Genomic DNA, 25,930 nt, shown 5'->3' with positions numbered 1-25,930 from the left:
GCGATGGAGACAGGCTGCGGGAAACGTGGCAGGCAAAGGGGCGGCCGGTCTCCGGGGAACGGCCGCTGCCCGCTATCGGGACCGTCGGGCATGAAGAACGGCAGGATGCCGTTTTCAGGATACCGGCATATCATTCCAGATAGTGGAAAATAAGGAAGCTCTTTTCCGGAAAAGGGCAGGGCATTCGCCTGCCAGCCTGCCGGGAGCGGCAGGACAAAACAAAAGACCACCCGCCGGCGGGTGGTCTTTCTATGTTCAGGGAGGCAGACAGGGCTTAGTCCGGGTACTCCACATGGGCCAGGGCCAGGCCCTGCGGCGGGGCCGTGGGGCTGGGCAGGGCGCGGCGGTCGGCGGCCTCAAGGATGGCGGGGATCTGGTCGGGGCGCAGCTTGTGGCGGCCGCAGGCGGCCAGCAGTCCGGCCATGTTGCGGACCATCTGCTTCAAAAAACCGTTGGCCGTGACGGTCAGGCGCAGGCAGGGCAGGTAGGGCGGCATGAACTCCACGGGCGGCAGTTCCGTCAGTGTGGCGGCCTGGAGCTCGCGCACCGTGCTTTCCATCTCGGTGCCCGCGTTCTGGAAGCTGGCGAAGTCATGCCTGCCCAGCAAAAAGGGCAGGGCCGCGCGCATGGCCCCGGCGTCCAGGGGGCCGCTGCGCCAGACGAAGGGCGCCAGCCGGGGCGGCACGAAGCCTTTCTCCTGCCAGAAGTCATACACATAGGTCTTGCGCAGGGCGCTGATGCGGGCATGGAAGTCGGGGGCGGCCTCCTGCCAGTGCAGGACGCGCACGTCCGCAGGCAGCAGGGCATTGAGGGCGTGACGCCAGTCCAGACCGGGGCGGCGGGGCACATCGCAATGGGCCACCTGACCGTGGGCATGGACGCCCGCATCGGTGCGACCGGAGCCGAACACGCGCACGGGTCGCCCGGCGATGCGGCCCACGGCGGCTTCCACGGCGGCCTGCACGGTGGGCGGCGGGGTGGGGATGTCCTGGATCTGCCAGCCGCAGTAACGGCTGCCGTCATAGGCCAGCAACAGCCTGAGACGCATGGTGGAAGAAATGTCCGGCATGGAGGCTTTGGGGTTGATGTGGAAGGAAAGAAGGGCGGCGGGGCCGCAGCCCGGCCTGGTGACGGTCAGGTGCCTGCCCGGAAGCCTTTTCCCGCAGGGAAGGAACCGGCATCCGCAACTCTTGGGCTTGATGCCGGGGAAGGGCGTTTTCCCATCCCCTGCCGAGGTGGAAGGGCATTGCCTGCCGGGCTCTCACCGGGGCGCGTTTTTGAGGGGCAGGGCGCATCCGGAGAGGGACAGGGGCCGGGGAAAGGGCCCTTCTTGCGTCATGCACAGGAGGTCCCTTTCCCGCAGCCCTTTTCCCCGGTCAGTTTTGCAATGATGCCTGGCGGCGGGCGGCGTGGTTGACGGGCCCGCAGCCCTTGCCGGGCGCGTAGCTCTTGCGCAGGGCAAGGTTGAGGAATTCCTGGGCGCGGGTCACGGCCACCTGCAGGGGCAGGCCGTGGCCAAGGCCGGTGGCGATGGCGGCCGACAGGGTGCAGCCGGTGCCGTGGTTGTTGTTGGTCTCCACCTTGGGCTGGGGCAGGAACTTGGGCGCCTGTCCGGCCTGGCAGAGGCAGTCCGTGACCACGATGGAGCTTTCCATATGGCCGCCCTTGATGAGAACGGCCTTGGCGCCCATCCCGATGAGCGCCTCACCGGCGGCAGCGGCGTCATCGGCGCAGCTGATGGTCATGCCGGTGAGCATCTCGGCTTCGGGGCGGTTGGGGGTCAGCAGGTCGCAGCCGGGGATCATGCGTTCCTTGAGGGCCTCCACGGCATCCTCACGCAGCAGGCGGCTGCCGCTCTGGCTCACGGAAACAGGGTCCACCACCAGCGGGAAGCTGCGGTCGCGCAGGGCGTCGGCCAGGGCGTTGATGATGCCGGCCGAGAACAGCATGCCGGTCTTGGCGGCGTGCACGGGAAAACCGTCCAGCACGGCGCGCAGCTGCAGCACGACGAATTCGGGCTCGGGCGCGTGGATGCCGGTGACGCCCAGGCCGTTCTGGGCGGTCAGGGCCGTGATGACGCTCATGCCGTAGCCGTCCAGGGCCATGATGGTCTTGAGGTCGGCCTGGATGCCGGCACCGCCGCCGGAATCGGAACCGGCAATGGTCAGGATGTTGGGGGTGCGCATGGATATCTCCTGTTCTGTGATGGCGGTCTGACGGCCGTAGGACACAAGCGGCCGGACAGCAGGGTTATACGCTGCCTCAGGGCACGGCGCAATGCCGGGCGGTCAGGCCGGGCGCGCCGTACCGTCGGCACGAAAAAAGGGCAGGGAAGATCCCTGCCCTTGTGCGTGGCTGTGGAGCGGTGAGCGCTACACTTCGTCGATGCTGGGAGCACCGGCGATGGGCTTGCGGCCCAGAGCCAGGAAGGCGACCAGGCTGACGACGGCCACGATCACGCCGATGATGTCGGCGATCTCGATGCCCATGCCAAAGCCCATCTTGGGCTCATAGCAGATGTAGGAGATACACACGGCCGTCATGAAGGTGGCGGGCACGGTGCAGATCCAGTGCAGACGATGCTTGCGGTACAGGTAGGCGCCGGAGGCCCAGAGCATGATGGCGGCCAGGGCCTGGTTGGCGAAGCCGAAGTAGCGCCAGATCACATTGAAGTCCACGAAGTTCAGCACCACGCCGATGGCGAAGATCGGGATGGCGATGGCCAGACGGGCCGGGATGGCGGACTGCTTGAAGTTGAACATTTCGGCGATGGTCAGGCGGGCGGCACGGAAGGCCGTGTCACCGGAGGTGACGGGCAGGGCCACCACGCCCAGGATGGCCAGCACGCCGCCGACGGGGCCCATGAGGGCGCGGGCGGTCTCGTTGACCACGTTGGCGGGACCGCCGGCAGCGGCCAGGGCTTCGGGGCTGGTGTAGAAGGTCATGCCCACGGTGGCCCACACGAGGCCGATGAAGCCTTCGGCCACCATGCCGCCGTAGAACACGGCCTTGCCCTGCTTTTCATTGGACAGGCAGCGGGACATCAGGGGCGACTGGGTGGCGTGGAAGCCGGACAGGGCGCCGCAGGCGATGGTGATGAACACCAGCGGGAAGATGGGCAGCTGCTGGGGATGGTTATTGGGGAAGGAGGCCCAGTTGTAGAACTCGCAACCGTTGGTGAACATGGTCACGGTCATGCCCACGGCCATGATGATCAGCACGGCGCCGAACAGGGGGTAGAGGCGGCCGATGATCTTGTCGATGGGCAGGATGGTGGCCAGGAAGTAGTAGGCGAAGATGACGGCGACCCAGAACATCTGGTCCATGTAGTCGGGAGTCAGCTTGGCCAGCAGGCCGGCGGGAGCGGCCACGAAGACCACGCCCACGAGCAGCAGGAGGATGACGGCGAACACGCGCATCACCTGCTTGGCCACGTTGCCCAGGTTGTAACCCACGATGGTGGGCACGTTGGCGCCCTTGTAACGCACGGAGAGCATGCCGGAGAAGTAGTCATGCACGGCACCGGCGAAGATGGTGCCGATAACGATCCACAGCAGGGCGCTGGGGCCGTACAGGGCGCCCAGGATGGGGCCGAAGACGGGGCCCACACCGGCGATGTTCAGCAGCTGGATGAGCCAGACCTTCCACATGGGCATTTCGACGTAGTCGACGCCGTCGGCCATGGTCTTGGCGGGGGTGGGGCGGTTTTCGTCCGCACCGAAGATTTTGGCGACGATGGAACCGTAGATGATGTAGCCCACGATGAGGCCGGCTACGGCAAGAAGAAAGTAAACGTAATTCGGCATAGTATCCGCTCCCTCTGCGGCTATTCCGGTTAAAAGGTGAAAGCGGCAGCCGTGCCTTTGGCGTCCGGCTGCCCATTGTTAGTAGGGGTTCGTGATTAGCATGGCGAAAGGGGGGCGTCAACAGAGGGAAATGCTTTTTTCCCGCTGCCGGTGCGGCTGCCGGGGCGTCCATGCCCGCCGGGGAAGAGAGGGGTTTTTCGGAAAAACAGGCAGTTGGCACGATTTTTGTTTCAGGCTGTCCCCCGGGGCGGCTGGAGCGCATTCTCCAGGAACAAAAACTTCGGGCCATGCAGGGGCCCAAGGCGCATCGGGCCCGCCGGGCAGCGGCGGGGAGGGCAGCGCAAAATGCCTTCACAGCCGTGTGCCGGGATGCTAGCATGCCCACAGCCTGCCGTACCGTCGGCAGCGAGTTTTTATGGGCGTGCCTTCCCGCCGCCCGGAGGTCCTGCATGAAACTGGAAACCAAGGCACCGGTACAAAGCCGGTTCGCTACCCCCGCCTCCGCGTCCCCGTCCGGCGGACGGCTGGATGACCTGCCCGCCCCCAGGACGTCACGCGGCGGACACAAGCTGGGCTGTCTGGCCCTGCTGGCCCTTTTGCTGGTGGCCGGGGCCGCCGTGTGGCTGACCCGTGACGATGCCACCCGCGATGCCTGGCGCAAGGACGCCGTGACCTGGCTGGATGCGAAGCTGGAAGGCACGGCCCTGGCGCCCCTCATGAACCTGCTGCGCGAGACGCCTCCCCCGCCCCCGCCGTCGGTGGCCACGCCCGCCACGGAGCCGGGCACGCTGGCCGGTCCCACGGTGCAGGGGACGGTCAGTGCCCTGGTCAGGACGGACTTCGTGTCGCCCGGGGCCGTCGCGCCCGTCCCCGCAGGGCAGGAAGCCCAAAAGCGCCAGTATCCTGCGGACAGCCGTGTGCAGCCCGCTTTCGTGGATGACCTTGCCGGACATGTGCTGGAGCGCTTCCAGGGCAGCGGTCTCGATCTGAGCCTGCCGTCCCTCAACCAGCGCTATGGCGTCAAGCTGACGGGCCTGGCCGGCGGCAGCCGTGCCGCGGTGCTGCGCTATGCCTTCCATCCCGACATGCTGCGCAGCCTGTACACCATCTATGCCGACCGCTTCCTGGACAGCCTTGACCGCCAGTGCACGGAACGCAACTGGAGCGACCTGCAAAAGCGGCAGCTGCACATGGCCCTTGCCGGGCGTCTGAACGCCTGGGCCGCTGCCCTGGACGGCGTGGCCGCCGTACCGGACCTGAGCGCACGGCTGGCCGAGAGCGAGCGCCTGTTGCAGGAATCGCTGGACATCTACGGTCGCATGGCCGGCACGGTGTTCGAGCTGGACGAGGCCCGGCAGCGCAACGATGCCGCCGCCATCGCCACGGCGCAGCTGCGGGTGGACGACATCACGGGCCGTTACCGTCAGGCCATGGATGCCCGCACGGCGGCCCAGCATGCTCTGGTGGGCGACATCCGCCGTCATGCCGGTGCCGCCCTGGATGACGACAGCCTGCTGTTCGTGGCCCAGTGGGTGGGCCGCCGCCTGCAGCAGGACAGCAAGGCTCTGGCCACCGTCCGCGCCGGTTCCGCCGCGTTGCGTGACATGGCGGGCCGTTGCACCCGGATCGCCAGCGGCAAGGCGGCGGCGGAACAGCCTGCGGCCCCTGCCGTCAATGATGTTCCCCTGCGGCCCGGCCCCAAGCAGGCCCGGCCCCGTCCGGCGGCAGCTCCGGCACTTCCGGCTGCGGCCGGCGGGAGCGCGCCTGTTGCCCCGGCTGTTCCGGTAGCGGCACCGGCGGTCGCTCCGCAAGGGACTGCTCCGGCGGCCCTGCCCGCGCAGGGGCCTGCCGTCGGCGGGACGGTCACGCCTCCGGCCCTCGCGGCCCCGCAAACACCTGCGGCGCCCGCGTCCGTGCCCATGCCTGCGGCCCAGCCCCCGGCAACGGGAGGCGCTTCGGCCGGCGGTCCCGTACTGCCCGCACCGGCCCCGTCCCGTTAGGGAGACGACGTCCGGCCCGTTCCCGCAAGCAGGGGAACGGAAAGGGCGGAGGCAGGGCGGTATGGCAGCCGTCTCCGGTCATACGGCCATGCGGGAAGGATGTCCTTTCGCGGCAGGCCGGATCCGGCCGGAGTTCCGGCAGTTTCACGATTCTCACATTTCAAGGCAAAGAGGGGGAGTGCCTTCGGGCGGCTCCCCTTTTTCACACGCCGGGCAAGGGAGCCTTGGCGGCCCCTCCCGGTCCGCCGGGATGTCCCGGTTCTAACGGCGGGCCCGTGCCCGCAAGGAGGCGTGCCATGCGCGCTGTAGTCATCAATGACATGTTTTGCCGCGGCAGCATCCTGTGCTGTGCGCTGCTTTTGTGCTGCCTGTGCCTTTGGCCTGCCGGGGCCCGCGCCCTTTCGTCCGATGCGGCCCGGGCCTGCGTGGTGGAGGCGGGCGGGGCCGTGGACAATGCGGATGCGGCCTGCTTCGAGCAGCTCGTGGATATGGATGCCATCCTCAATGAGGCCGTGGACCTGTTCATGAAGGAGGCCGCCAAGCCGGAGAACTCTTCCTTGCTGCCGCCCATGCTGGCCCTGATGTTCTCCGGGGCCGCCATGGCCGAGGACAACGGCCTGGGCGTGCGCAAGCTGCTGGTCTCCGAAGCCCGGGCCTTCGTGCACAATGGCATCGCTTCCGGTGCCTTTGCCGGAAAGAGCGTGCAGGACTACCGGACGGAAGGCTGGGTGGCGCCCCTGTTCGAGTCCGTGTCCATGGGCCGCAAGGAGATCCGCAATGTGGGCACGCCCGTGCGCCAGGGCAAGGACTGGATCGTGCCCTTCGTGCTGCGTGACCACGGCAACGGCAACAGCTATGCCGTGCGTGCGCGGGTGAGCGATGCCGGGGGCAACCCGCGCGTGGTGGCCGTGGAGAACCTGCGCCAGCTGTTCGTCATTCTGGGCAAGGAGGCCCAGGCGCTGGAAAGCTAGGCGCTTCGGGCGGCGTCGGTCCCGGTCTGGAAGGCAGCGGCGCCCGCGAGGCGCAAGCGGGACAGAGCCCGTCCTGCGGCGCAGGGCAAGCCCGTGCTCCATCCCGGACGGCCCGCCGGGGACTGGCCTCCCTCCCTTTTTTAAAGGCAAAATAGAAAACCACCCGTTCTATCGGGTGGTTTTCTGCGTTTTGGCGGGAAAACGCACTGGCAAGCCTCCCTTCCGGCAGGCAGGCGGGGCGGCGGGGGATCAGTGCTTCCGCTGTTCCCTGCGGTCCCAAAGGGCCAGACGCAGGCGGTCGAGGACCATGAAGCCGCCGCTGCACAGCACCATGAAGGCCGCCGCCATGAAGACGCCCCGGTAGCCGAAACCGGCATGGATCACGGCGCCGCCCAGCAGGGGGCCCAGCATGCCGCTGGCATCGAAGGTGAGCATCATCACGTTGGAGTTGATGGAGCGCGTGGCGTCCGTGGAGCGGTCGTAGATGGTGGCCGCCAGCAAAGGATAGAGCAGGCCCAGGCTGATGCCGTACAGGATTGTCAGGGGCAGGAAGGCCCAGAGGGGGCCCCAGGCCAGACCGGTCATGCTGATGGCCAGGGCCACGGCGCAGAGGGGCACGATACGGTAGCGGGGCAGGGTATCCAGCACATGGCCGCCGAACAAACGCACCAGGATGATGGTGGTGGTGTAGCCCATGAAGAACATGGCCGGGGTGGCGCCGGTGGTCACGCACAGGCCCTTCATGAAGTAGATGGCCAGGGCCGTCATGATGCTGAAGGAAAGGCAGGCCAGATAGATGCAGCCCAGGCCGGAGTGGGTCATGGAATAGAGGATGGCGCGCGGCGTCATCTGGTTCTTGGCCGTATCGGCGGAGATCTCGGGCTTGCGCAGCTTGGGGGCCAGGGGCACGAGCATGCACAGTGCGGGGATGGCCAGCACGGCCATGAGGGCGAACAAACGGGGCTCACCGCCCAGCAGGGGCAGGATCTGTTCGCCTACGGCCGGGATGATGGAATAGGGCAGCAGGGTGGTCAGGGAGAAGATGGCGAAGCCCCGGGCGCTCTGGCCCTTGGGGATGCAACTGACCAGCACGGCCACCACACAGCTGGAGTAGACCGCCAGCGAGATGCCCTGGGCGATGCGCAGGCCCAGGATCAGCCAGATGCTGTCGGGCCCGTGGATGAAGGGATAGGCCAGCATGATGCAGCTGGAAAGGCAGATGGTGACCAGCAGGGCAGGCAGCTTGCTGCGCGAGAGCAGCACGATGCTGGCCAGGGGCCGCCAGAGCAGGACCATGGCGAACAGGGCCGAGAGCAGGATGCCGCGCCAGTTGGGGCTGACCTGCAAGCCTTCCAGCCATTGTTCGAAACAGTAGAAGACGGCCATATAGCTGTTGTTGCACATGGCCATGCAGAAAAGCAGGATGAAGTCGCGACTGAAGAGGGTCTGTTTTTTTTCGTTTTCGGGCAGCGTAGGGAGCATGGGAGACCGCCTTGCTGAAAAGGGAGAGGGAGACGAGACAATCTAAGGCTATTTGGTTGCGTCCGCAACCCGATCCGCACAAAAAAGTGGCTACTCTGCCGAAAGAGAGGAACAGGAAAGCCCCTCCGCAGGGGAGGGGCTTCCGTGACAGAATACGATCCTCCGCCGGGGATCAGTGATATTCGCCGTTGAGGAATTTCATGGCATAGCCGTGTACGGCCGCATCGGAGGTCATGAGCATGTCCATCTGGCGGGTCATGATGAGCAGGCGGCCCAGCTGGTCCAGGCGCGAGAGGACATCCAGCCGGGGGTACTTCTGGTAGCGGGCGCGGATACGGTCGCCTACTATTTCTACAGTAAAGCCCAGCTCCGTCAGGATGACCCCGATGCAGCGCACGCGCCGTTCGCGCTGCACGCTGCCGGCCGCACCGCCGGCGAATTCGAAGCGGATGTAGTTCTTGCTCAGGGTCTCGCCGCACCAGCTGTCCAGGATGGCGTAGTGGTAGCCCACGCGCGAGGAGAAGTTCACGTAACGGTCCGAGACGATGGCGTAGCTGCGGTCGCCGAAACGCTGGCCGCCCTGCTGGTTGCCGCCGCTCATGTTCTGGCTCATGACGGACAGGAAGCCGCGCATGTTGATGGGGCGGGGCCCACGGGCCTGGACGGCAGGATTGAGCATGCCGGACAGCACTTCGGCGAAGGGCTCGCTGATGACGTCCTCGGGCGTGACGCGGCGGGACTCGGGATTCTTGAGGCCGCCGCCGAGGTCGATGACGTACAGGTCCAGCGGCACCGGACAGACCAGCTGGCTGGCCGCGCCCATGCTGCCCTCGGTGACGCTGTCGGAGATGAGGAACATCTCGCTGTAGCTTTTTTCATGGGCATAACGCATGACGTCGTGCAGCGAGGTGCAGTTGGCCGGGCTGAAGAGCTCCGAATGCGGGTCCACCAGATGCAGGGGCATGATGTAGCTGGCGATGCGGCGCAGCAGGATCAGGGCCTGGGTATCCGCGGCGGGACGGCGGGGTTGCAGGCGCAGGGCCAGCAGCTCGGGGATCTCGCCCTTGAACACGCGCCCGCCGATGGCATCCACGGTGACGACCTCGCCTTCTTCCAGCAAACTGGTGGCACCGGGCAGGTTGATGACCGTGGGCATGCCGAATTCACGGCAGACAGACGCCATGTGACCGGTAAGGCTGCCCGTCTCGGCGATGATGGCCGAGGCCCGCTGCATGGCCACCATGGCGTCGGGCGAGGTGTGCTGCAGGAGCATGACCGCGCCTTCGGGGAAGTGGGTGAGGTCATGCGAAGGATGCACATGGATGACGGGGCCGCAGCCCACGCCCTTGGCCGCCACTTCGCCGCCGCTGAGCAGGGGACGCAGGTGCGAGAGCGCCGGGGCCGTCACTTCGCTGACCGAGGCGTCCAGACCCATGGGCCGGGTCTGGAGCAGGATGATCTGGTCGTCTTCGTCCACGGCCCATTCCACGTCCTGCGGGTACTGGTAGTGGCGTTCCAGTTCCAGCGCCATGGAGGCCAGCTGCTGCGCCTGCTCATGCGACAGGCTGGGCACGTTGCGCAGGCTTTCGGGCACGTCCTCTTCCTTGCTCTCCACGCCGTGGCGTCCGGGAGCCAGCACGAGGCGGACCTCCTTGTGGGCGATGGTCTCCTGCTGGATGCGCAGGTTGGCGCGCGAGACCAGCCAGTTGTCCGGGGTGGCCGTGCCGTCCACCACCATCTCGCCCAGGCCCCAGGTGCCCTGGATCATGACGCAGTTGGAGCGCAGGTCCACGGGATGCCGGGAGAAGGCCACGCCGGCCGCCTTGGCCTGCACCATCTTGAGACAGCACATGCCCATGCTGGTGGCGTCCAGCGGATAGCCGTTGCGGGCGCGGTAGGCCAGGGCACGGGGCGAGAACAGACTGGCCAGCACGCGCTTGAAGGCCGTGGGCAGGCTCTCGCGCGTGACGCCGAGGATGCTCAGGTACTGGCCGGCAAAGGACTGCACCCCGTCCTCGTCCACGGCACTGGAGCGCAGGGCGGCCTGTACCTGGCTGTCCTTGCCGAAAGCTTCGTCCCAGCCGTCGAGCAGGGCTTTTTCCACTTCTTCGGGCAGAGGGGCTTCCAGGATCAGGTTCTGCACGGTACGGGCAGCGTCCTGCAGGCTGTGAGGCACGTCGGCGTCCACCTTGCACAAGGTGGAATGGATCTTCTTGAACAGGCCGCTGGGACGCAGCAGGGCCAGGCTGCTGGCCTGGATGGTGACCGCGAAGCCGGGGGGAACGGGCATGTCCAGCATGTTGCTCAGTTCGCCCAGGTTGGCGTTCTTGCCGCCCACGCTGTAGCCCATGCTGGCGTCCACTTCCGTCAGGGGCAGGATGAGCGCATTGACGTCGCCGCGGGTATGCTTCTCCAGCTCGTTCTCGATGTGCCGCCCGATGGCAGCCACGCTTTTTTCCAGATCCTTGTAGCGGTTGCGCGACATGTCGTTGAGGCAGGCCGCCATGCGTTCGCAGTGGAAGACCGCCTTGCGGGCGATGCGCCGTACCTGATGGGTCTCCAGATGCTTGTCGCCGCGCTGGGCCACGTCCAGCTTGGCCAGGATGGCGGCCAGGTCCGCATTGGACTGGAGCAGCTCGTTGAAGGAGGCGTAGCGACGGCCAAAAGCGGCCATGGCCTGCTCGCGGCTGATGCGCGGCTCCAGGCCAAACAGGCGTTTGAGAGTCTTGATGGTCGTGGTCATGGAACTTCCTTTTGCTTCCCCCGGCAGGGCATGGAAGGCAGACGGCGCAGGTACGCCCGGCCTGTTCCTGGAGGCCGCGGCCGCCCGGGGCAGACCGTCCGGCATCCGGCAGGCGGCCTACCGCCGTGCCGTCATGCCACGGAAGGGCTGCCTCAGGCGCGGAACCCGCGTGCTGCCGGCAACACTATATAGCGTTGGGCCGGGCCGCGCCCTTCCCTGCGGACAAGGCCCAGACGGACCAGGATCTGCAGGTCGTACTGGGCGGTACGCATGGAGATGTCCTTGCCTGCCATGTCCTGATATTCCTGCCGGCTGATGCTGCCGAGCTCCACTATCTGGGGCAGCAGACGGGCAAGACGGGCATTGAGGCGCGGCTGGGCATCTTCCGCAGCGGGCATCGCGCCCTGATCCTCGCTTTCGGCCGGAACGGGCTGGGCAACAGGACTTTCTGCCGTTTCCGCAGCCTCGCCGTGGGGCTGCCTGCTGTCGGCCCGTGCGGGCGGGCAGGAGAGCTTGCCGCGTTCCGGTCGCGCAATGTCTCCGGGAAGGGTATCCGGTCCCAACTGGATGTTTTCTGCAAAAATGAGGCCATTTTCGCAAAAAGCCAGGGCCCGGGTCAGGCAGTTCTGCAGCTCGCGCACGTTGCCCGGCCAGTGGTATTCCTGGAGCTTGCGCAGGGCGCCGCGGCTGAGGCGCGGCGTGGGCAGGCCCTGGGATTCCGCGGCCCGGGTCAGGAAAAAGACGGCCAGCAGGGGCAGGTCGGACTTGCGGCGGCGCAGGGGGGGCGTGCGGATGGTGATGACGGCCAGACGGTAATAGAGGTCCTCGCGGAAGGAACCTTCCTGGGCGTCCTGCAACAGCTCCGCGTTGGTGGCGGCGATGATGCGGGTATCGAAAGGCACGTCCTCGTCGCTGCCCAGCGGGCGGATCATGCGGGTGGAGAGCGCCCGCAGCAGGGCCTGCTGGACCTTGGGGGCCGCGTTGCCGATCTCGTCCAGCATCAGGGTGCCGCCCTCGGCCGTGAGGAAGGCGCCCTTGCGGGGCTGGCGCGCCTCGGTGAAGGCGCCCTTGACGTGGCCGAACAGGGTATCCATGAGCAGGTTCTCGTCCAGGGCACCGCAGTTGATGGTGATGAAGGGGCCGTTGGCCCGGGGGCTGGCCTGGTGGATGGCCGCCGAGACAAGCTCCTTGCCGGTGCCCGTCTCGCCGATGACGAGGACGTCGGCCATGGTGGGCGCGGCCTTGAGGAAGTTGGCGCGCAGGTCCTGCATGGCGGCGGAGGTGCCCACAAGGCCGTTTTCGGGGATGTCGTCCAGCTCCGGCATGTTCTCGGCTGGTTCGCGGGCCCAGCGGGCGTCCTGCATGAGCTGCTGGTTGAGCTGTTCCTCCTCGCTGCGGCGCAGGCGGTGGAGCAGGGCGTTGATGGCATCCTTGAGCTGTTCGAGCTCCCGGGGCATGGGCGGCAGCACCAGCGGGTTGGAGCTGTGGCTGTCGATGCGCATGTTCACTTCATTGGACAGGCGGCGCAGGCGCTTGGTGGTGCCGCGTGCCAGCCAGGCCAGGCCCAGGCCCAGCAGGCAGATGCCGGCCAGCAGGCAGATGCCGTAGATGCCGATGATCTGGATGCCGGTGCGGGTGGCGGTGAAGCTGGTGTCCAGCACGGCCAGGCCGCCTACGATGGTGTGCGGGCTGTCCGGGTTGGCGGTAAAGGTGACGGGCGCGAAGCTGACGCCTTCCACGGCGTTGTCCCCATGGCCCCAGGCATCGCCGTTGTCCAGGAAGATCTGGCCGGAATGCCCGCTCTGGACGTTGGAGACCATGGACCAGTAATTGACGTGGTTGGAGCCTGGCCGGAAGGCGGTGCTGAAGCCGGCGCGGCCGAACTCGCCCTGGAAGCCGGCGCGCAGCGAGTCGCTGTTGAGGCGGCCGCTGGCATCGTCCGCCTCCAGATTCTCGGACTGGAAGAGCATCCAGCCCTGGTTGTCGAAAAAGATGCTGCGGATGCGGGTCTCGTCGTCGGCGGTGCGCAGGGGAGCGGACGACGACGAGAACATGCTGATGGCGTCGCGCAGGACGGTCAGGTCCAGAGAAAGGATGAGCATGCCCTGAAAGACGCCCTGGCTGTCGTAGATGGGCGTGGAGAAGCGGATGACGTAAAGGGGGATGCTTTGCACGGAATCGTTGAGCGGGACCATGGAATAGACCACTTCCAGGGGCTGGCTGACCTGCACATGGCCGGGCCGCTGGGCCGCGCTCAGGCTGGTGAAGGGGTTGCCCACGGTGGCGGAGGCGATATCGGGAGGGATGGAGATGATCTCGCCCCCGTAGCTGAGCAGCAGATAGCGCTGGGAGGGATCCGTGCCCATGAAGGCCACCTCGCGATAGCGCAGGCCCTCGGCACGCACGCGGAACTGGAGACGCCGTACCATGTCCTTGGGCTCCATGGAACCCGCGGCCAGGATGAGGAGCTGGTTTCGGGTCTCTGTGAGAATTTGCTCAAGCGAAAGGCTCATGGCCTGGGCATGCAACTGGGCATTGCGGGCTATTGCGCGATTGACCATGGCTTCGATACTGCGTCCCGTTGCGAGGAAAACAAGTAATAAAACCAGCGTCAAAAGCGGTAAACCGAGCAAAAGCACCCGGCTTGTCATGCTGCGGTTGACGAAGAACCGGGTGGTTTCCAGCGAATTTCCCAGGACGGGTCTGGTCCAGATGCGCATACGTCCTCCCGATAACGCAAAAAACGTGCAACTTTCCTGAAAATCTATCCGCAATGCGCAGTTTGCGCAAGAGGAAAAACGCTTGGCAGTGTTGGTAATCAAGGATTCCCGGGTTTTTTAGCGAAATTGGCACGGGTGTTGCTTAAAACGAGCATGTGAAGTTTGGGACGAATGGTCCTGCCGTGGGACGCAGGATCTGGATGTAACAACCCCAAGACCCGGAGGAGAACATGAAAATGATGCGCAAGCTCTGGACAGCTATTGCGGGCAGCTTCGTCATGCTGCTGGTCATGATGCCTTCCCTGGCCCTGGCAGCCAAGAAGGCGGCGGCAAACGTGGTCATCGTGGCCGATACCCGCCGCCTGGACGGTATCATGCTGTGGTGGGCGCAGATGTACAATGACAGTCATCTGTACTTCACCATCCTGACCATCATCATCATCCCGACGGTCGGCTGCATCTTCGGCTTCCTGGCCGACGTTGTGATGTCGCACATCGGTATCGACCTCAAGCACCGCGAGCTGGCTGAACACTAGGCCGGAAGGGAGGAAAACATGGATTGGTTGTATGTTTTGATGCCCATCTCCGGCGTGACGATTTTCTGGCCCGGTCTGATCATTCTGGGTCTCGGCGTCGGCATCATCGGTGGTTTCTTTGGTATGGGCGGTGCCTGGATGGTTACCCCCGGTCTGAACATCCTCGGCTTCCCCATGGCCTTCGCCGTGGGCACGGACGTTGCCCACATGGCCGGCAAATCCCTGATCTCGACCCTGCGGCACGGCAAGTTCGGCAACGTTGACTACAAGCTCGGCCTGACCATGCTGGTCGGTACCATCGTGGGCGTGGAACTGGGCGCCCAGATGCTGATGTGGCTGGAACGCCTGGGTTCCGTCGACAAGGTCGTGCGCTGGCTGTACGTCGTGCTGCTGATCTGCATGGCCTGGATGGTCTTCCATGACGTGGCCCTGCGCAAGAAGAAGGAACGCGAAGCCGCCGCCCGCGGTGAAGAGCTCTCCGCTACCGCCACCGGTATCGACTGGGCCTCCAAGCTGCACGCCATCCGCATTCCCCCCATGGTGCACTTCCACGGCGCCGGTATCTACTGCTCCGCCTGGCTGCCCATCGCGGTCTCCCTGTTCACTGGCTGGCTGGCCGGTATCCTCGGCATCGGCGGCGGTCTGATCCGCATGCCCGCCCTGGTGTACCTGGTCGGTTGCCCCACCCACGTGGCCGTGGGTACGGACCTCTTCGAAGTGGCCATCTCCGGCCTGTACGGCGCCGCTTCCTTCACCTTCAAGGGGCGTACTGAACTCGTGGCCGCCCTCATCATGCTGGTCGGTGCCGCCATCGGTGCCCAGATCGGTGCTGTTGCCACCAAGTACATCAAGGGTTACGGCATCCGTATCGCCTTCGGCTGCGCCGTCATCGGCTGCCTCGCTTCCGTGGTCCTGAAGCTCATCCAGCCCTACTTCCCCGCCTATGCCGGCTTCATCAACGGCGTGGCTACCGTGGTGGTTCTGGGCTTCGTGAGCGCCATCTCCCTCTACATCACCGTCCGTATGGTTCAGGGCGCCAAGGCTGAACTGGCCGCCAAGAAGCGCCAGGCGTAAGGAGGCAGCACATGAGAATGCGTAACGTAATTCTGACTCTGGTACTGGCTCTCAGCCTCGGTCTGACCGCGTGCGAATTTGGCCAGGTGGAACAGGGCCGCTGCGTGGCCTTCAATCCGGAAACCAAAACTCTTCTGGTGGTGCTGGACGTCAATCATGACCAGCGCAACCCCCACTACTCCGGCGGCGTCCATGAGTACACCCTGCCTGCCGATCCGTCTGAAATCGGTCCCCTGCCCGTTCCCGGCGGCCGCGTGATGTTCGACCTGGAAAAGTCCACCGTCACCATCTTCAACCCCGAGACCAAGGCTCTGGAAGTCCTGAACGTGCAGTTCACCGATGTTGAGAAGGGCATCAAGCGCACCCATCCCAAGGTGCACGGCAAGACCTTCCCCATCATCGACAAGGACAAGATGTCTGTGACCGAATACTCGGCCCGCCTGCAGGCCCTGGTGACCTTCACCATCCCCGCTGACAAGATCGACCTGCCCCCGGCCACCTGGGAAGCCGGTGACGAAGTCCGCATGTACTACAAGGAAAATGCCAAGCATCAGGCCCTGCGGTTCATGAACATCACCCGCACCAACATCTTCAAGAAGTAAACAACAGCAGCATCCACAACCCGGGGGGCGGCCCTCCGCCCCCCACCCCCTCCTGCTAGACGAGACTGCCGTGAAAAGCCTTTCCCGGCAGTCTTTTGATAACAGACCTTCTTCCCGCCAAGGAGCCCGTCATGACCAGCAGCTACAAGCGTTCCCTGTATTCCAGCATCGTCCGCATTGTTGCCAATGTGGTGATGATAGGCGCTGTCTTCCTGGGCATGTACATGGCCTCCCGTTTGCCCATGTCCTCCATGAGCACGTTCTGCCTCTGGTTCTTTGGCATCTCCATTCCTGTCTGGATGGGGGCGTTCGCCCTGATCCGCAAGATCCGCCAGGTCTACGCCGATGAAGGCGCCACCTACATCGAACTGCCCCGGCAGGGCGCCAGTCTGGTCTACTGGCGGGTCCTGGAACAGCCCCAGCACCACCTGGGGATCGTTCGCTGACATTCGCCTCCGGAAAAGCCCGCTGCCCTCCGTCCCCGCCGCTTTGGGCCGGGGCCCGAAGCGGAGGCGGCGGGCTTGCCGGAAGGCCGCTCTTCCTCTAGACTGCCCGTATGAGCGATTCCTCCAATTCCTTCTGGCAGGCACTGCCAGCCCTCAAAGAACGCCAGCGCCGCACAGGTCTGCTGGCCGCTCTTGTGCTGGGGCTGGCTGTCCTCGTTCTTGTGGACGGTCTGCAGGCCCTCATGCGTGCCGGGTCCTACCATCTGGACATCGTTGCCGGGCAGGGGACCATGCTTTCCGGCCCCATCGGCATCGACAAGCCGCGCGACAGCGACCTGCTGGTCTCCGTGACCCCGGAAGGCGCGCCGCTGAGCTTCCGTCTGGACGGCTTTTTTGCCAGCTACTGGTTCGGCAACGGCATGTGGCGCGGCGAGATCGTGGCGGAGCAGGGGGCCACTCCCGGCACCTATGCCCTGAGCGTCCGGGTGCGCGGCACACCGGCCAGCGCCACGCAGCGCTATGAGGTCACCGTCTGGAGCGACGCCGCCAGCCTGCGTCAGGGGGCCTACTCCCTGACCGTGTCCCTGCTGGGCTTCAATCCCTTCTGGCTGTCCGGCATCCTGGCCTGTATCGGCGTCGTGCCGGGCCTGCTCTCCTTCCTGTCCGGGCGGCGCATCGTCAGGCTGCTCTGGTACGCCGGGTTCAGCGAAGTGTTCCGCACGGAGGCCCGGAAGGACGGCAGCCTGATGCTCTGGTGCTCGGGCTCCAAGAAGGAAGGCCCCGCCGAAGGGGCCCTGTGCGAGGTGGTGGATGCCGGTGGGCAACTGCTGGGCCGGGCCAGGCTGGAGAAAAAGGCCGCCACCTGCATGGAATTGCGGATGGCTGCCGGGGAACTGCCCGACGGCGAAATCCCGGAAAGCTGCTACGTGCGTCTGTCCGCACCGCGCAACTGAGTCTTTTGCCCAAAAAGATCGCATGGAGGGCTTCCCGGCAGGGAGGCCCTTTTTCATCGTCTGTGGAGCTCCGGCCGCGCGCCGGGCTTTTCGGCATGTCCCGTCCCGGAAGGGAAGGGGGGCCGGTGTCCGGCTGTCTCCCGGAAGAGGGGCCGCCGGGGCGGGAACAGCGTCATGCCCCGCAACGCGCCCCGTTCCGCCGTCCCCCGCCTGTCCTGCTTGCCGCCGGGGCGGCCATGGGCTACACTTGCAAAGCGCCGTGGCTCTGCCATGGCAGCTGTCATAACAAGGATGTAACTGCAAGATGTCTGAACTGTGTCCCTGCGGCAGTGGCCGCCCTCTGGACGAATGTTGTGGTCCCTACCTGGAAGGCAAGGCCTGGCCCGGTGATGCCGACACCATGGTGCGCTCGCGCTTCAGCGCCTATTGCCTCGGCAAATTCGATTATCTGGTGGAGACCACCCATCCCGCCTATCGCGAAGATCTGACCGCCCAGATGCTGGAAGAGCAGACCCGTGACGTCCACTGGCTGCGTCTGGACATGGGCCCCTGTGAAAAGGACCAGCCCGAAGGCGAGAACGGCGAGCTCTTCGATACGGCCGAATTTTATGCCTACTACGAACTGGAAGGTTCCGTGCGCCAGATCGGCGAACGCAGCTTTTTCCAGCGCAAGGACGGCAAGCTGTACTATGTGGACGGCGTGGCCCGTCGCCCCAAGGCTTACCGTCGTCCCGAGCCCAAGGTGGGCCGTAACGATCCCTGTCCCTGCGGCAGCGGCAAAAAGTACAAGAAGTGCTGCGGCCGGGAATCGGCCTAGGCGGGGGGATCCATGGCCAATCCTGGCCCTGTTGCCGCCATCCGGCAATTTTGTCTTGAATGTCAGGGCAATTCCTCCCGTTCCGTGCGTCAGTGCGCGGATGAGGACTGCCCCCTGTGGGGCTGGCGCATGGCCGCCATCGAGGCGGACAGCCGTCCGGAATGGCATGGCCCGGATGCGCCGCGCCGTGCCCTGCGCGTCATCCGCGGGCAGTGCATGATGTGCGCCGGCAGCCGTGCCGACGTGCGCCAGTGTGCCGCCCGTGAGGACTGCGTGCTATGGCGCTACCGTTTCGGCGTGCGACCGCAGACCTACAAAGAGGTGCGGCGGCGCTTTTTTGCCCCCAAGCCCCTGAAACTGTTTTGATCTCACGGAGCGGTATCATCGTGGTGCCGCTCCGGGCCTCTTTCCGGCCCTGCCGGTCCTTTTGGCTTCCCTTGCGGAAGACGCCCCATCCAGGGGGAGGACACCATGATGCATACGCTTGAATGGTCCCGCGCCTATACCGGTCGTCTGCAGCGGGACGCTGCCGCCGTTTTCGCCGCGCGTGCGCCGGAGCTGTCGCGCCGTCTGGAGACGGAATGCGCGCAAGGCTCGCTGCCTTTCCTGACCATGCCGTACCGGGAACGCCTGGAGCGGGAACTGCCGCCCCTGCTGCCCCGGGTCCGTGCGCGGCGCCATATGCTGGTGCTGGGCATCGGCGGCTCCGCACTGGGGGCCCGCGCCCTGCAGCGCGCCTTTGCGCCCGGGCAGGACGGTCCCTGCCATGACGGCCCCTGCCTCTGGATCGCGGACAACGTCTGCGCCGCCACCTTCGAGAGCTGGCTGGCCAAGCTGCCGCCCCACGAGACTACGGTGGTCTGCATCAGCAAGTCCGGCGGCACCATCGAGACCCTTGCCCAGTACTTCCTTTGCCGGGACTGGCTGCGCAAGGCCCTGGGCGAGCGCTGGCACGAGCACATGATCGTGGTCACGGACCTGCACCAGGGTTTCCTGCGCGAGGAGGCCTCCCGCTACGCTCTGGATTCGCTGGAAGTGCCGGACAATCTGGGCGGCCGCTATTCGGCCCTTTCGGCCGTGGGCCTGCTGCCCGCCGCCTTTTTGGGTATCGACTGGCAGGCCCTGCTGGACGGGGCGGCCGCTGTGGCCCGTCCGCTGGCCCAGGATCCGTCCTGCCTTGCCGGGCATCCCGCCTTCCATCTGGCCTGCTGGGCCAACGCCCTGGAGAGCCACGGCTACAGCCAGCTGGTGTTTTTCTGCTATGTGCCGCAATGGGCCACCTATGGCCCCTGGTTCGCCCAGCTTTGGGCCGAGAGCCTGGGCAAGGACGGCAAGGGCATCATGCCCGTGCCCGCCACCGGGGTCACGGACCAGCATTCCGTCAACCAGATGTTCCTGGACGGGCAGCGTGACAAGGGCTGCATCTTCGTGACCGCCAAGGGACTGGAGCAGGGGCGGCATTTCGGCCGGGACCTGCCTGACCACTGGAGCTGGCTGCGCGGCAAGCCCTTCGGGGCCCTGCTGGAAGCCGAAGGCCTGGGCACGCGCATGGCCCTGTGCAAGAGCGGCGTGCCCCTGCTGCACATGGAGATGGGCGAATGCACGCCCCGCGCCGCGGGTAGCATGATGCTGCTGCTGGAAGCGGCCACGGTCTTCACCGGCTGGCTCATGGGCATCAATCCGCTGGACCAGCCCGCGGTGGAACTGGGCAAGCGGCTGGCCAACACCCGTCTGGGGGCGTCCGGTTATCCCCGGGAGGCTGCCGACCTGGCCGAATTTCTGGCTGTGGCGCAGGAGCCCGAGAGCTTCTAGGGAGCCCGTTTTTCCCTGCCGCGCCTCCGGCCTGCCCTGTTGCGGGCCGTGGGCGGCAGACTGGAGCATCGCATGTTCAAAGGTGGTACCGCCGCAGCGGGAGCGACGGCAGAGCAGGATCTGCCGCTGAGCTATGCCCGCACGCTGTCCTGGCTCTCGTTGCTGGTCATCATGGCCACCAGTCTGGTGCTGTCGTTCTTCATCGCCAATTCGGCGCGCGAGGCCCTGCTGACACGGCAGGAGAACTTCTCCCGCCTGCTGGCCGAGAACCTCAACCACCAGATCTACCGGCGTTTCGCCCTGCCCACGCTGCTGGCCCACGGGCGCATCGCCCTGCGCCAGCCCAGCCAGTACGACAGGCTGGATCAGGTGGTGCAGTCCGTGGTCCACGGGCTGCCCATGGAACGCCTGCGCATCTATGACTTCACGCGGGTGGTGGCCTATTCCACCAGCAAGGAAGAGCTGGGCCGCATGGGCGTGGGCCCGGAAAGCCTGGACAGCACCCTGCGCGGCGGCGTGCCCAAGCCGGAGCTGATCTCCAATATCCCGGACTGGCGGGCCATCTTCCACCTGCCCCTGCCGTCGGGGACCTTCGTCCTGCGGACCCTCTATCCCCTGCGCGGAGAACCCCTCCAGCCGGGGGCGGAGCCGCCCATCATGGGGGCGCTGGAGCTGACGCAGGACATCACCAGCGATTACGAGCAGATCTTGCTTTTCCAGGGCGTGGTGGTGGTGACCTGCCTGCTGTCGTCGGTCATCATGTTCGCCTTGCTCCTGATGCTCATCCAGCGGGCGGAACGCGTCCTGGCCGACCGCATGGCCAAGAACCGCCAGCTGGAGAACGAGCTGCACAGCAACGAGAAGCTGGTCAGCATGGGCCGCGTCATCGCCAGCATCGCCCACGAGATACGCAACCCGCTGGGCATCATCCGCTCCAGCGCGGAGCTGCTGCAACGCCGTATGGGCAAGGCCGATGCCGGGACCTCGCGCATCCTGCAGGCCATCTATGACGAGTCCGTCCGTCTGTCGCAGACGGTCAACGATTTTCTGGACTATGCCCGTCCCCGCCAGCCGCGGCAGGATCTGGTGGATCTGGATCTTGTGCTGAGCCAGGTGCTGGCCTTCCTGGAAGGTGAGCTGGGCCGTGTGGGGGTGGCCATCGAGCGGGCCACCTCGCCCGGTCTGTGGGTGCGCGGTGACAAGGACCTGCTCTACCGGGCCATCTACAACATCCTGGTCAACGGCCAGCAGGCCATGGACGGGCCGGGCATCATCCGCATCAGCAGCCGCCGGAGCGACGACGGGCGCGTGGTGCTGGAGGCCCTGGACTCGGGACCGGGTTTCGATCCGGCCCTGCTGGACAGCGTGCTGGATCCCTTCTTCACCACCAAGGACGGCGGTACGGGCCTGGGCCTGCCCATCGTCAGTTCCATCATCAACAGCCATGGCGGCGAGATCCGGCTGGCCAACGGCCCCGAAGGCGGGGCCCTGGTGCGCATCCTGCTGCCTGCGGCGGAGCCGGAAAAGCCTGAAGAGCCTGAGATCCCCGCTGCTGCCGCGGAAGCCCAGTCCGCCCCCGCGGAAAGCGGGGAAGCCGCAGCCCGGCCCGCCGACGACAGAGAAAACGGGACGCCGGAGCCCGGCAAAGAGAGCTAGACGTGCCCGCACGCCAGGCCGCCTCCCGCCTGCGGGCAGCCTGGGCAGGAACGATGTCGCAGGCTGGCCGCAGCGTCCTTCATCGGCGGGGCTGCTGGCAGAAAATCAGTTTTTTGCGGGCAATACGGTCCTGGGCCTGATCGGAGCCGCCTCACGCCTGTACCGGGAGAAACACCATGAGTGACAAATCGCATATTCTGGTCATCGACGACGAAAAAAACTACCTGCTGGTGTTGCAGACCCTGCTTGAGGATGAGGGCTACACCGTCACCGCCATCAGCGACCCCGAGACGGCCCTGGCCTTCCTGGCCGAGAGCGAGGTGGACGTGGTGGTGACGGACATGAAGATGCCCAAGGTCTCCGGGCGTGAGGTGCTCCAGCATGTGAAGAAGAGCTGGCCCTACATCCCGGTGCTCATCATGACGGCCTTCGGCTCCATCGAAAGCGCCGTGGAGGCCATGAAATACGGGGCCTTCGACTACATCACCAAGCCGTTCTCCAACGACGAGCTGCTGCTCTCCATCCACAACGCCACGGAGCTGGCCCGCGCCCACCGGCAGTACCGCCTGCTGCAGGAAGCCATGGAAGAGCGCTACAGCGTGCACCAGATCGTGGGCCGCAGCCGCGCCATCCGCGATGTGCTGGTCATGGTGGACCGTGCCGCGCCCAGCCGCTCCACGGTGCTCATCACCGGCGAGTCGGGCACGGGCAAGGAACTGGTGGCCCGCGCCATCCATTACGCCAGCCCGCGCAAGGAAAAGCCCTTCGTCTCGGTCAACTGCATGGCCCTCAACCCCGGCGTGCTGGAGAGCGAGCTCTTCGGCCATGAAAAAGGCTCCTTCACCGGTGCCGTGGCCATGCGGCGCGGCCGTTTCGAGCAGGCCGACGGCGGTACGCTCTTTTTGGATGAGATCGCCGAACTGACGCCCGATCTGCAGGTCAAGCTGCTGCGTGTGCTGCAGGAGCGCCGTTTCGAGCGCGTGGGCGGCGGTGAGGAGATCGAGGTGGACATCCGCGTGGTGGCCGCCACCAACAAGGATCTGGCCGCCATGGTGGAGAAGGGCACCTTCCGCGATGACCTCTACTACCGCCTGAATGTGGTGCAGATCCCTCTGCCGGCCTTGCGCGAGCGCCGGGAGGACATCCCGCTGCTGGTGGCCCACTTCATGGACAAGGTGGCGCGCGAGAACGACATGCCGGCCAAAAAGTTCACCACCGAGGCCCTCAACTACCTGAGCGGCTACGAGTGGCCCGGCAATATCCGCCAGCTGGAGAACGTGGTGGAGTCCTGCATGGTGCTGGTGCCCGGTACGGTCATCGACGTGGACAACCTGCCCGCCGAGATCCGGGACGAGGATTCGCAGTTCAAGAGCGCCGTGGACCTGTTGCCCGTACAGCTGGACCTGGCCGATACCCTGGAGAAGATCGAGGCCGCCCTCATTCGCCGCGCGCTGGTACGCGCCGATCTGGTGCAGGTCAAGGCCGCCGAGCTGCTGGGCATCTCCAAGAGCCTTTTGCAGTACAAGCTCAAGAAATACGCCATCACCGGGCATTAGGGTGGGGAAGGATGTTTGCGGGGGGGGGGAAACCTTTTCGGGGAAAAGGTTTCCCTCCCCCCGATCCCCCCACCTTTCCAAAACCTTTTATTCAGGTCCCCGACGGCTGTCGTGACATGAAGATCTTGCTGGCCTTGCCGGTCCTCCGGCAGGGCCTTTTTGTTTTTGGGGGAGGCCGTTCGGGGTGGTATTTTGTGAGGACAGGCTGTTTCCCTTCGTGCGGGCTCTTGGGAGGCTGTTCCCGTGAATTGGCGGGCGGCTTGAAGCGTGTGCCAGGGCAGGGGACCGGGGCCTGGAGAGGGCGGGAGCCTGACGTGGCGCTTCGGGCCTGATGCCGCTCGGTAGAGGCCACCACGCCGTATCTCGTGACGCACCGGCGCCGGCGTTCCTATAAAGCGCGCCGGGAAGGGGATGGGGGGGAGGGGGCCCTCTCGCGCGAGTAGCGACCGAATGGCGGCCCGAAGGGCCGTGCCCGTTAGCGACGAAGGAGCTTTACGGGCATCGACAGCAGAGATGAGGGGGCTCCCTTCCCCCAAAAAGCGCCTTGCCAAATCGCTTGCTGCAAACGCAAAAAGCCGCGAACGTTTCCACGCTCGCGGCTTTTGTGGGCCGGACACCCGGCAGCGGCTGTTACCGCTGCTTTCTTTCGAACCTGACGGGGTTGGCAGTGCTGCCGCCGTCCGGCTTGAAGGCAAGCTAGCCGTAAAAGGGGGCTGCTGTCAAGCCCCGATCCCCAGCAGGCGGCCCGCATTGCTGAGGATGCGTTCTATGGCGTCCTCGCTCAGGCCGCTCATGGTACGCAGACGCTCTAGCTCGTGGGCGGGATCATAGAGCGGCCAGTCCGTGCCGAACAGCAGCCTGTCCGGGGAGTGACGGGCCAGCAGCCGCTGCAGGAGCGAGGGCGTCACATAGGGCGTGGTGCTGGAGGTGTCTATCCAGAGGTTCTCAAAGTCGCCCAGGGCCTCCAGGCTGTAATCCCACATCTGATAGCCGCCGAAGTGGGCACCGATGACCCGCAGGCGCGGGAAGGAGCGCATGAGGTCGGCCAGCATGAAGGGGCTGGAAGGGGCCTTGTCCAGGGGATCGTCGCTGCCGATATGGATCTCGAAGACGAAGTCGTCCTGGGCGCTCTCGAAGATGGGCAGCAGGCGGCGGTCGTTGAGCGCGAAACCCTGGAAATCGGGATGGAGCTTGATGCCGCGCAGGCCGCCCGCCTTCATGCGTTCCAGTTCGTCTTCCCAGTCCACATAGGCCGGGTGCAGGGTGCCGAAGCCGATGACTTCCTCATGTTCCCGCTGCAGCTTCATGGCGTAGTTGTTGGCCGGGATGACCTGCGCGGGGGCCGTGGCCGCACAGAGGACGATGCATCTGTCGATGCCGGCGGCCTTCTCACGCTCTAGAAGGTGTTCGATGGTGCCGTCACCGCGACAGTCCAGGTGATAGACCGTGTTGAGATGGTCCACGGCCTTGTGGGCGATCTTGGGATGGAAGGCGTGGGTGTGGATGTCGAAAAACATGATGGGCTCGGATGTCTTGTGGAAGATGCGTCCCTGAGCCCCTGCCGCTTCCTTTCGGGGAAAGGGCCGGTGGGGAAAGGACAGGGAGGCTGGTACTTTTGCCGTTCCGTGACCGGAGGCGCAGCACTGGCCGCGCCCGCGCCTTCCGGTGTTGGTTCGTTGGTTATTCCTTCACGCCGTTGACCACGTTGACCGGGGTGCCCTGCTGCCAGCGGAGGATGTTCTCGGCCGTGAGGTTGATGATGTTCTGCCGCGAACGGGCCGTGGCCCAGGCCATGTGGGGCGTGATGAGGGTGTTGGGCGTGTGCAGCAGGGGAGTGTCCGCCGCCGGGGGCTCCTTGGCCAGCACGTCCACGCCCAGGCCGCCCAGTTTGCCGCTGTGCAGGGCCTCGGCCACGGCGGCCTCATCCAGCAGAGGGCCGCGGGCCGTGTTGATGAGGATGGCGCCGGGCTTCATGCGGGCCAGGGCCTTGGCGTTGATGAGGGCCCGGGTGGCATCGGTCAGCGGGCAGTGCAGGGAGATGACGTCGGCCTGCTGGAAGATCTGGTCCGTGGAGGCGAAGGCGAATGGGCTGTAGGACGGAGGGTTGCGGGGGGTGCGGCAGTTGGCCAGGACGGACATGCCGAAGGCGTGCCCCAGCTCGCCCACACGGCGGCCGATGGAACCGAAGCCGATGACGCCCAGCGTCCGCCCGCGCAGGCAGACGGGCGTGGTCTTCCAGTAGCACCAGGTGTCTTTCCATTCACCGGCGCAGACGCTGGCCGTATGCTCGCCGGTACGGCGGCACAGCTCCAGCAGCAGGGCCCAGGCGTGCTGGGCCACGTCGTCCACGCCATAGGCCACCACGTTGCAGACAGGGATGCCGTGTGCGGCGGCGTCGGCAGTATCGATGATGTCGTAACCTGTGGCCAGGACGGCCACCATGCGCAGGTCGGGCAGGCGGGACAGCGTGCCCGACCGCAGGGGGACCTTGTTGGTGATCAGCACTTCCGCGCCGGCGGCCCGTTCCACGATCAGGTCTTCGGGCGTATCGCCGTAGATGGCCACCTCGCCCAGTTTTTCCAGGGGCGCCCAGCTGATGTCGCCGGGGTTGATGACGTCGCCGTCAAGCACAACTATCTTCATTTTGATCCTTGCTGCGCGCACTGCAAAACGGGCAGGCAGTGTCTGCATGGCCTGTTGCCCGGACAGGCAGGGGAAGAAAAAGGGGCTGTCGCCGCTTTTTCGGGAGCAGTGTA

20 protein-coding genes and 1 other RNA gene are annotated in these 25,930 nt (G+C 65.7%); 12 read left to right on the top strand and 9 right to left on the bottom strand.

The window, feature by feature from the left end; all coding sequences use genetic code 11:
• Positions 1-274: 274 nt before the first annotated feature.
• The 3 genes from truA to HF854_RS03965 form a co-directional block, all read right to left on the bottom strand.
• Positions 275-1,069 (bottom strand): tRNA pseudouridine(38-40) synthase TruA, encoded by a 795-nt coding sequence (gene truA, locus HF854_RS03975; RefSeq protein ID WP_204625345.1) that lies wholly within the window; start codon positions 1,067-1,069, stop codon positions 275-277.
• 307 nt (positions 1,070-1,376) lie between these two features.
• Entirely contained in the window at positions 1,377-2,186 is an 810-nt protein-coding gene (gene thiD / locus HF854_RS03970) for a bifunctional hydroxymethylpyrimidine kinase/phosphomethylpyrimidine kinase (RefSeq protein ID WP_168935162.1), read from the bottom strand.
• 186 nt (positions 2,187-2,372) lie between these two features.
• Positions 2,373-3,806 (bottom strand): carbon starvation CstA family protein, encoded by a 1,434-nt coding sequence (locus HF854_RS03965; protein WP_168935161.1) that lies wholly within the window; start codon positions 3,804-3,806, stop codon positions 2,373-2,375.
• A 449-nt stretch (positions 3,807-4,255) separates the two neighbouring features.
• Between HF854_RS03965 and HF854_RS03960 the strand changes: the two genes are divergently transcribed.
• Entirely contained in the window at positions 4,256-5,806 is a 1,551-nt protein-coding gene (locus HF854_RS03960; RefSeq protein ID WP_168935160.1) for a hypothetical protein, read from the top strand.
• A gap of 296 nt (positions 5,807-6,102) precedes the next feature.
• The gene (locus tag HF854_RS03955; RefSeq protein ID WP_168935159.1) at positions 6,103-6,777 is read left to right on the top strand and encodes a hypothetical protein; all 675 of its coding nucleotides are present in this window, start codon (positions 6,103-6,105) and stop codon (positions 6,775-6,777) included.
• Positions 6,778-7,026: 249 nt separating this feature from the next.
• On the opposite strand, the gene HF854_RS03950 is transcribed toward HF854_RS03955, so the two are convergent.
• The 3 genes from HF854_RS03950 to HF854_RS03940 form a co-directional block, all read right to left on the bottom strand.
• Positions 7,027-8,259, bottom strand: coding sequence for an MFS transporter (locus HF854_RS03950; RefSeq protein WP_168935158.1), 1,233 nt, complete (start codon positions 8,257-8,259; stop codon positions 7,027-7,029).
• 172 nt (positions 8,260-8,431) lie between these two features.
• Positions 8,432-11,002 (bottom strand): PEP/pyruvate-binding domain-containing protein, encoded by a 2,571-nt coding sequence (locus HF854_RS03945; RefSeq protein WP_168935157.1) that lies wholly within the window; start codon positions 11,000-11,002, stop codon positions 8,432-8,434.
• A gap of 152 nt (positions 11,003-11,154) precedes the next feature.
• On the bottom strand, positions 11,155-13,722 hold the full coding sequence (locus HF854_RS03940) for a sigma 54-interacting transcriptional regulator (RefSeq protein WP_168935156.1): 2,568 nt from the start codon (positions 13,720-13,722) through the stop codon (positions 11,155-11,157).
• 230 nt (positions 13,723-13,952) lie between these two features.
• Here HF854_RS03940 and HF854_RS03935 point away from each other — a divergent pair, with 230 nt between their 5' ends.
• The 10 genes from HF854_RS03935 to HF854_RS03890 all read left to right on the top strand — a co-directional run bounded on the left by HF854_RS03935 (position 13,953) and on the right by HF854_RS03890 (position 23,174).
• Positions 13,953-14,258, top strand: coding sequence for a DVU0150 family protein (locus HF854_RS03935; RefSeq protein WP_168935155.1), 306 nt, complete (start codon positions 13,953-13,955; stop codon positions 14,256-14,258).
• 18 nt (positions 14,259-14,276) lie between these two features.
• On the top strand, positions 14,277-15,332 hold the full coding sequence (locus HF854_RS03930; protein ID WP_168935154.1) for a sulfite exporter TauE/SafE family protein: 1,056 nt from the start codon (positions 14,277-14,279) through the stop codon (positions 15,330-15,332).
• An 11-nt stretch (positions 15,333-15,343) separates the two neighbouring features.
• Complete coding sequence (locus HF854_RS03925) at positions 15,344-15,934, top strand: DUF4881 domain-containing protein (protein ID WP_168935153.1); 591 nt, start codon at positions 15,344-15,346, stop codon at positions 15,932-15,934.
• Positions 15,935-16,065: 131 nt separating this feature from the next.
• Positions 16,066-16,380, top strand: coding sequence for a hypothetical protein (locus HF854_RS03920; RefSeq protein ID WP_168935152.1), 315 nt, complete (start codon positions 16,066-16,068; stop codon positions 16,378-16,380).
• A 110-nt stretch (positions 16,381-16,490) separates the two neighbouring features.
• Positions 16,491-17,333 carry a hypothetical protein gene (locus HF854_RS03915; RefSeq protein ID WP_168935151.1) on the top strand — a complete coding sequence of 281 codons (843 nt, stop codon included), beginning with the start codon at positions 16,491-16,493 and terminating at the stop codon, positions 17,331-17,333.
• A 304-nt stretch (positions 17,334-17,637) separates the two neighbouring features.
• Positions 17,638-18,150 carry a YchJ family protein gene (locus tag HF854_RS03910; RefSeq protein WP_168935150.1) on the top strand — a complete coding sequence of 171 codons (513 nt, stop codon included), beginning with the start codon at positions 17,638-17,640 and terminating at the stop codon, positions 18,148-18,150.
• 12 nt (positions 18,151-18,162) lie between these two features.
• Entirely contained in the window at positions 18,163-18,516 is a 354-nt protein-coding gene (locus HF854_RS03905) for a hypothetical protein (protein ID WP_168935149.1), read from the top strand.
• Positions 18,517-18,621: 105 nt separating this feature from the next.
• Positions 18,622-19,962: a glucose-6-phosphate isomerase gene (locus HF854_RS03900; protein ID WP_168935147.1), complete on the top strand. Its 1,341-nt coding sequence runs from the start codon at positions 18,622-18,624 to the stop codon at positions 19,960-19,962.
• A 72-nt stretch (positions 19,963-20,034) separates the two neighbouring features.
• The gene (locus HF854_RS03895) at positions 20,035-21,618 is read left to right on the top strand and encodes a sensor histidine kinase (RefSeq protein ID WP_168935146.1); all 1,584 of its coding nucleotides are present in this window, start codon (positions 20,035-20,037) and stop codon (positions 21,616-21,618) included.
• A gap of 176 nt (positions 21,619-21,794) precedes the next feature.
• Positions 21,795-23,174: a sigma-54-dependent transcriptional regulator gene (locus tag HF854_RS03890; protein ID WP_072334933.1), complete on the top strand. Its 1,380-nt coding sequence runs from the start codon at positions 21,795-21,797 to the stop codon at positions 23,172-23,174.
• A 602-nt stretch (positions 23,175-23,776) separates the two neighbouring features.
• On the opposite strand, the gene ffs is transcribed toward HF854_RS03890, so the two are convergent.
• The 3 genes from ffs to HF854_RS03875 form a co-directional block, all read right to left on the bottom strand.
• Positions 23,777-23,862: signal recognition particle sRNA small type (gene ffs, locus HF854_RS03885), an RNA gene on the bottom strand.
• 31 nt (positions 23,863-23,893) lie between these two features.
• Positions 23,894-24,691 (bottom strand): amidohydrolase family protein, encoded by a 798-nt coding sequence (locus HF854_RS03880; protein ID WP_168935145.1) that lies wholly within the window; start codon positions 24,689-24,691, stop codon positions 23,894-23,896.
• Between the two features lie 163 nt (positions 24,692-24,854).
• Entirely contained in the window at positions 24,855-25,817 is a 963-nt protein-coding gene (locus tag HF854_RS03875) for a D-2-hydroxyacid dehydrogenase (RefSeq protein ID WP_168935143.1), read from the bottom strand.
• Between the last annotated feature and the right edge of the window lie 113 nt (positions 25,818-25,930).

The organism is Desulfovibrio piger (assembly GCF_012843875.1).
Lineage (GTDB): Bacteria > Desulfobacterota > Desulfovibrionia > Desulfovibrionales > Desulfovibrionaceae > Desulfovibrio.
Note: the sequence above shows the minus strand (reverse complement) of the source record. Positions and strands in the feature narration are given on the sequence as shown.

What these genes read in the sequence shown, in the direction of transcription:
- HF854_RS03920 (WP_168935152.1), top strand. Translation starts at nt 16,066, where the DNA reads ATGACCAGCAGCTACAAGCGTTCCCTGTATTCCAGCATCGTCCGCATT.
- HF854_RS03900 (WP_168935147.1), top strand. Translation starts at nt 18,622, where the DNA reads ATGATGCATACGCTTGAATGGTCCCGCGCCTATACCGGTCGTCTGCAG.
- HF854_RS03880 (WP_168935145.1), bottom strand. Translation starts at nt 24,691, where the DNA reads ATGTTTTTCGACATCCACACCCACGCCTTCCATCCCAAGATCGCCCAC.
- HF854_RS03910 (WP_168935150.1), top strand. Translation starts at nt 17,638, where the DNA reads ATGTCTGAACTGTGTCCCTGCGGCAGTGGCCGCCCTCTGGACGAATGT.
- HF854_RS03925 (WP_168935153.1), top strand. Translation starts at nt 15,344, where the DNA reads ATGAGAATGCGTAACGTAATTCTGACTCTGGTACTGGCTCTCAGCCTC.
- HF854_RS03955 (WP_168935159.1), top strand. Translation starts at nt 6,103, where the DNA reads ATGCGCGCTGTAGTCATCAATGACATGTTTTGCCGCGGCAGCATCCTG.
- truA (WP_204625345.1), bottom strand. Translation starts at nt 1,069, where the DNA reads ATGCCGGACATTTCTTCCACCATGCGTCTCAGGCTGTTGCTGGCCTAT.
- HF854_RS03945 (WP_168935157.1), bottom strand. Translation starts at nt 11,002, where the DNA reads ATGACCACGACCATCAAGACTCTCAAACGCCTGTTTGGCCTGGAGCCG.
- HF854_RS03935 (WP_168935155.1), top strand. Translation starts at nt 13,953, where the DNA reads ATGAAAATGATGCGCAAGCTCTGGACAGCTATTGCGGGCAGCTTCGTC.
- HF854_RS03940 (WP_168935156.1), bottom strand. Translation starts at nt 13,722, where the DNA reads ATGCGCATCTGGACCAGACCCGTCCTGGGAAATTCGCTGGAAACCACC.
- HF854_RS03875 (WP_168935143.1), bottom strand. Translation starts at nt 25,817, where the DNA reads ATGAAGATAGTTGTGCTTGACGGCGACGTCATCAACCCCGGCGACATC.
- HF854_RS03930 (WP_168935154.1), top strand. Translation starts at nt 14,277, where the DNA reads ATGGATTGGTTGTATGTTTTGATGCCCATCTCCGGCGTGACGATTTTC.
- HF854_RS03950 (WP_168935158.1), bottom strand. Translation starts at nt 8,259, where the DNA reads ATGCTCCCTACGCTGCCCGAAAACGAAAAAAAACAGACCCTCTTCAGT.
- HF854_RS03905 (WP_168935149.1), top strand. Translation starts at nt 18,163, where the DNA reads ATGGCCAATCCTGGCCCTGTTGCCGCCATCCGGCAATTTTGTCTTGAA.
- HF854_RS03890 (WP_072334933.1), top strand. Translation starts at nt 21,795, where the DNA reads ATGAGTGACAAATCGCATATTCTGGTCATCGACGACGAAAAAAACTAC.
- HF854_RS03915 (WP_168935151.1), top strand. Translation starts at nt 16,491, where the DNA reads ATGAGCGATTCCTCCAATTCCTTCTGGCAGGCACTGCCAGCCCTCAAA.
- HF854_RS03960 (WP_168935160.1), top strand. Translation starts at nt 4,256, where the DNA reads ATGAAACTGGAAACCAAGGCACCGGTACAAAGCCGGTTCGCTACCCCC.
- HF854_RS03965 (WP_168935161.1), bottom strand. Translation starts at nt 3,806, where the DNA reads ATGCCGAATTACGTTTACTTTCTTCTTGCCGTAGCCGGCCTCATCGTG.
- thiD (WP_168935162.1), bottom strand. Translation starts at nt 2,186, where the DNA reads ATGCGCACCCCCAACATCCTGACCATTGCCGGTTCCGATTCCGGCGGC.
- HF854_RS03895 (WP_168935146.1), top strand. Translation starts at nt 20,035, where the DNA reads ATGTTCAAAGGTGGTACCGCCGCAGCGGGAGCGACGGCAGAGCAGGAT.